Consider the following 4,310-nt stretch of genomic DNA (forward strand, 5'->3'; position numbering starts at 1 on the left):
TTGTTTAATTGACTCTAAGGGCAAAACACATATATATGGATCTAACTCAAGTATTGACATAGAGAATTCAATCAGACGATCAGAGATAGAGTTAGCCAATTCCGAGCTAAAGCAAGGGTTATTAGTTCTATCCGAGGACAGGAAAATTGACAGAAATATTATTGACAAGATTGTAAAAACTATTTGCGCCATGGGGAACAATGGACCAACAAATACAGGGAAAATATTGATTGGAGTAACAGATAAAGATTCGGACAAGGACAGAATAAAAATACTAGATAAAATCGAACCAAGAAAAGTTGGCAAGCGCTTCGTTGTCGGAATTTCAAGAGAGGCTAAGTTACTTGGGTTATCCTTGGAAGATTATTTCTCAAAATGGAAGGAAGGAATCAGAAACTCAGATCTATCCATTGGAATAAGGGATTCCGTTCTTTCTAATATGGATTTTAATCAATTCTACGGATTAGGTGTAATTACCATTACAATCCCTCCCCAAAAAGAAATGGCCTATGTCGGTGATGATACATATTTGAGGAGTGGAGATGAGACAATCAAAGCAGAAAATGCAAAACAGATCGCTGCGATAGCAAATAGATTTTGAGCAAAGCGATACTCAGCATAGATGCGGCCAAAGCCCGGCGGGGTCCGCACCGTGTACCCTACATCCGCTTGTTTGCTTTGGTGATGAGGCACTTCGACCCATGTTAGCCCGCGTAGGGCGTATTAGCGATAGCGTAATACGCCGGATGTGAAACCGTTTCATTCGGCGCAATACGGCTTCGCCTATTGTCGCCCTACCGGTTATCTCGTGTCTTGAAGGCAAATAATGTATTTCCATCGTTCCCACGCTCCGCGTGGGAACGCGGCCCCGGACGCTCCAGCGTCCATCACCAAACAACTATCTCAATCAACCCCGCCAAGCCTTCATAGTTGGCGGTACTGGAATAACGTCGATGCTGCGGTAAGTTCACATAACCGCGTTTAACCGGGTTAGCGTGGATGTAGTCCAGCTTCTGCCGCACCAGGCTTCGACTGGCTCAGCCCGGACGGAATAGCAATATAGGCGCGCATGCACTCTTGCCAGAACTGGTACTCGCGGTCCCGTTTATGCGCGGCTTTGGCAAAATGCAGGCGTTGCAGCAGGCGTTCGGCTTTTTGCTGCTGCAGGAGGTCGATGATCCGGCGTGCGGTGTAGGATTTGAAGCTAGGACGCATTGGTCCAATTCCGGCGCCTGAGCGATGAAATGCAGGTGATTTTCCAGAATTACCTAACCGTAGAGTTTTAACCCTGTGTGTTGGCGTTGGTATTGCCAACTGTCGAGGACGATTTGCAAGGTTTCCGGGCGGGTAAACAAGGCCAGCCATTCGACGCCGGTGCTGGTCATGAAATGGGGTTTGTCGGCTTCGGTGATTTGATAACGGCTTCTTCCCATGATTTGCCTTATTCAAAAGGACGCCGAGCGTCCTGGGCTGCATTCCCACGCGGAGCGTGGGAACGATGATAAATCTATCCATAGGCAACGACATCACTCCAAACTTGTCAACAAGACATCCCCAGCGGATAATCAGGCTTACTTTTCGACTTACCCAAGGAGTATGCCGGTGTCTACCGCCACGATTACCCTATCCAGCAAGGGCCAGGTTGTCATCCCCAAGGAAATTCGCGACGAACTGCATTGGGAAGCCGGCACGGAACTCACTTTGATTGCCAATGCCTCCAGCGTTACATTGAAAGCGGTGCCTAAGAAGTCCGGCCGTAATTTGGCAGACTTGATCGGCATGCTCAAGCACGACGGGCCTGCTCTTTCCACTGAAGCCTTATGTCAGCCGGTAGATCTCAACGAAGAGGACGACCAGGACGCAAACCATGATCGCCTTTGACACCAACCTGCTGGTGCGGGCGTTAGTGGACGATCATCCGGAACAGGTGGCCGTGGTTCGCCAATTGATTGCCAGCGACAGCATTTTTATCTCGCGCACCGTTCTGCTGGAAACCGAATGGGTTCTGCGCGCCCGCTATAAAAAATCCCGCGACCAACTTAGCGCATTTTTCTCGGCATTGTTGGAAGTAGACAACACTGTGGTCGAAGATGCCGAAGCCTTCAGCCATGCCTTGGAATGGTACGCGCAAGGCGCCGATTTCGCCGATGCCTTGCATCTGGCGGCTTGCGGTAAAGCCGTGATGCATACCTTCGACCGCGATTTTTGCAAGTCCGCGCGCGAGGCCGGTAGTACGCCGGAAGTCCGGGTTTTGCAGGTCTGAGGCCGGCCTTACACGGTAGGTGGCGCGTCGCCCAAACGCCGTCTACTTCAATCTTCCCCCGCAAGCCGTCTGACCGTCAGCGCCGCGCGTTGCTCGATCAGCTGTACGATGTGTTCAACCACCGGATTTCCGGCGAATTGATGGGTTACCGATGTCTGCAAGCTGCGAGCGACCACTGGTAGCCTTTGGCACAAACCTAGAATGCGTTTTCGGGTTTGCGCTACCGATAAGCCCGCCGCTTGGGCAAAGCGATCCCAGTGTCTTGCCTGTACTTCGCTGAATTTGTATTTGCCACCCAACTGCATCGCCATCTTTGGCGTCAGGCTGGGATAAACGGCGGTTGACAATACGTCGTAGAGCGGCGCCAGAACGGCGCCTTTGTCGGCATACAAGATGGAAAAGTTCTTGGCATGAGCGTCGTGGTTGCCGATCAAGGCATTGAAAATAACCGCATCCAGCAGTCGCAACACTTGCGGCGCACTCGGTCGGGTCACGCGGCGGACCAAGTCAAAACACTGGTCCAGACCCGGCCCGCCCTCGTTTTGGTATTTCAGTTCCGGCACCACGCCAAGTGCTTGGCAGAAATCTTCCTGATGCAGCCGCACGCGTTGGCTATTTGCAGCTTGAGTTCTGTCATAACGCTCAACCAGCAGAAATGAACGATCACCGATTGCACAAATCCTCGACTGTGCGGCCTGGAATTGCATCGCACCTGTCAATGCCAGACAGAAACCTTCGTTAATCACACTGTCTTCAAAGGCAGCGATGGCCGGTTTGAGAATATGACTACTGGGCGTACCATTGCGGGGCAGACCGATTCGTTGCCCATCAAACACCACCGGCAATTTATCCTGAGCGCCAGCCAACGATAAGCGCAAGCCATCCTGACCGGCCAGCATCGGGCGCTGGGGCAATTCATCCAGCACGGCAAGCAGGTCATCGTTGGACAGCCAGTCAATATCGCTCGCTGAATTAGACACAGCGGGTAAACCGTCTGGCGGCAATAGCGAAACGGCGCCGGCGCATTCGCCACCGATATGATCAAGTAACGCAAAGTCGTTTTGCTTCGAGACCTGAAACTGGCGTGCGACCAATTGGCGTAACTTGCCCTCCGGTAACAGTCCGGCAAAGAAAGGCCGCGCCTGCAAGTCGTTGAACGGTTCTACTTGCAACGGTAACAAACAGGACAGAGGGACTGCGTCGGATTGTTGCAGCCAGTCGGCGTCATAGCTAAATTGCAGTCTGCCTTCAACCAGGGCCAAATTCCCCACTCGACGATCAAATAAATAGACCGCAAGCAAATAGCTCATGGTGCTTCGCTTATTTCCGGCAGGCCATCGAGCATGACCAGCCCGCCCAGTGCCTCAATCACACGCATCACCGTTTCCAGACGCACGGTCGGCTTGCCTGCTTCGAGGTCAACGATAAAGCGAACGCCAACACCTGCCGCCAACGCCAATTCGGATTGAGTTAATCCGAGCTGTTTGCGGGCGGTGCGTAGCGCCTGGCCAAGTTGTTGGGTAGATTGGATGTTGATCATAAGGTTTTTCCCGTTCGGGAAATTATTAGGCGAGAGCAACCAATATGCAAGTTTAATTTCCCGTACGGGAAAATTAATTTAGAATTTACGATAGACAAGCATCGAAGTTCCCGTTCGGGAAAAATAGCCCCTTTCTCTGCCAAGTCTATCTGACTGTGATGGTTAGCGCTGAATGCTGATGATATAACTTAGGGTAATTGCAAGAACGAACCAAAAGAAAACAACCGACAGCATCGGCGAGTGACGGCTTCCGTCCGTAAAGATTTTCGCCCATCCATGGGACGAAAATCAGGACTCCACCGTCACGGTGATGGCCTTCGGCGGCCCCGATGCGTCCGCGTCACCTCGTTTCGACCCAACCAGGGGTCGAAACATCGGCTCTCGCATGACTTAACGGCGTGTCGCGATGCCTTGCAGGTTTTCTGCGAAAACCCGCCCGGCGCTACGCCTATCGGGGACTAAAATTCATCACTTCGCTTTCGCTCCGTTTCCATGAATTTCAGCGAA

The 4,310-nt window shown here is 51.9% G+C and carries 7 protein-coding genes; 3 read left to right on the top strand and 4 right to left on the bottom strand.

All coding sequences use genetic code 11. The features are described 5' to 3' along the window. Nucleotides 1-601 (top strand): AlbA family DNA-binding domain-containing protein (locus AC3B8H_RS18985; protein ID WP_488443087.1); only part of this gene is annotated, 601 nt, incomplete at its 5' end. A 389-nt stretch (nt 602-990) separates the two neighbouring features. Here AC3B8H_RS18985 and AC3B8H_RS18990 read toward each other — a convergent pair. Together AC3B8H_RS18990 and AC3B8H_RS18995 are read right to left on the bottom strand one after the other, a co-directional pair. Then, entirely contained in the window at nt 991-1,215 is a 225-nt protein-coding gene (locus tag AC3B8H_RS18990; RefSeq protein ID WP_488443088.1) for a hypothetical protein, read from the bottom strand. 53 nt (nt 1,216-1,268) lie between these two features. Next, entirely contained in the window at nt 1,269-1,433 is a 165-nt protein-coding gene (locus AC3B8H_RS18995) for a hypothetical protein (protein WP_488443089.1), read from the bottom strand. Nucleotides 1,434-1,602: 169 nt separating this feature from the next. Here AC3B8H_RS18995 and AC3B8H_RS19000 point away from each other — a divergent pair, with 169 nt between their 5' ends. Both AC3B8H_RS19000 and AC3B8H_RS19005 read left to right on the top strand, forming a co-directional pair. After that, on the top strand, nt 1,603-1,881 hold the full coding sequence (locus AC3B8H_RS19000) for an AbrB/MazE/SpoVT family DNA-binding domain-containing protein (RefSeq protein WP_488443090.1): 279 nt from the start codon (nt 1,603-1,605) through the stop codon (nt 1,879-1,881). Next, entirely contained in the window at nt 1,868-2,263 is a 396-nt protein-coding gene (locus AC3B8H_RS19005; RefSeq protein ID WP_488443091.1) for a type II toxin-antitoxin system VapC family toxin, read from the top strand. Before AC3B8H_RS19000 ends, AC3B8H_RS19005 begins: the two co-directional genes overlap by 14 nt. Nucleotides 2,264-2,310: 47 nt before the next feature. On the opposite strand, the gene AC3B8H_RS19010 is transcribed toward AC3B8H_RS19005, so the two are convergent. Together AC3B8H_RS19010 and AC3B8H_RS19015 are read right to left on the bottom strand one after the other, a co-directional pair. Further along, entirely contained in the window at nt 2,311-3,573 is a 1,263-nt protein-coding gene (locus AC3B8H_RS19010; protein WP_488443092.1) for a HipA domain-containing protein, read from the bottom strand. Continuing rightward, a complete protein-coding gene (locus tag AC3B8H_RS19015; protein ID WP_488443093.1) occupies nt 3,570-3,803 on the bottom strand; it encodes a helix-turn-helix transcriptional regulator in 234 nt (77 codons plus the stop codon). Before AC3B8H_RS19015 ends, AC3B8H_RS19010 begins: the two co-directional genes overlap by 4 nt. Nucleotides 3,804-4,310 lie beyond the last annotated feature (507 nt).

Source organism: Methylomonas sp. BG-2, from assembly GCF_057766305.1.